Below are 522 nucleotides of genomic sequence, written 5' to 3'. Positions count from 1 at the left end.
ATATTCTTCCATATATTTTAATATTTTTATCAATTTTGCATTTATCGCCTATCCGACTCCCTCCAGTAAGAGGGATCGGATTTATCTTAATTTTTTGCTACTCACTCTTTTTAACATTTATAATGTTATTTTTTTAATTGCATACTCTAAACTATTTACTATATCATCAATTTGGTCATTATTGATGATATAGGGTGGTGTAATTTGTATATGATCACTATGTTTTCCATGATTGGTAAATGGAATACCACAACCAACATGTACTCCCAACTCTCGCATATAGTTAACAATTTTTAATGCAACGTTCTCTTGCTCATTAAAGCAAGTTTTATTTTCTTTTACAAATTCCACACCAGCTAATAAACCTTTACCTCTTACATCACCGATAATATCAAACTTTTCCTTCAATTTATTTAATTGTTTATGTAAATATTCTCCTTGTACTTTTGCATTTAAAAATAAATTTTCATTCTCAATAATATTAAACACCTGTATAGCAATATAAGTAGAAATAGGTAAACC

General features: G+C 27.8%; 1 protein-coding gene. It reads right to left on the bottom strand.

The genetic code is table 11. From position 1 onward, the window contains the following. Positions 1-117: 117 nt before the first annotated feature. Positions 118-522 (bottom strand): aminotransferase class III-fold pyridoxal phosphate-dependent enzyme (locus HUN22_RS17630; RefSeq protein WP_174732072.1); only part of this gene is annotated, 405 nt, incomplete at its 5' end.

Origin of the sequence: Acinetobacter lactucae, from assembly GCF_013344765.1 — a bacterium.
In the GTDB taxonomy this organism is placed as follows: domain Bacteria; phylum Pseudomonadota; class Gammaproteobacteria; order Pseudomonadales; family Moraxellaceae; genus Acinetobacter; species Acinetobacter lactucae_A.
The sequence above is the reverse complement of the archived record's forward strand: the minus strand, read 5'-3'. Positions and strand labels throughout refer to the sequence as shown.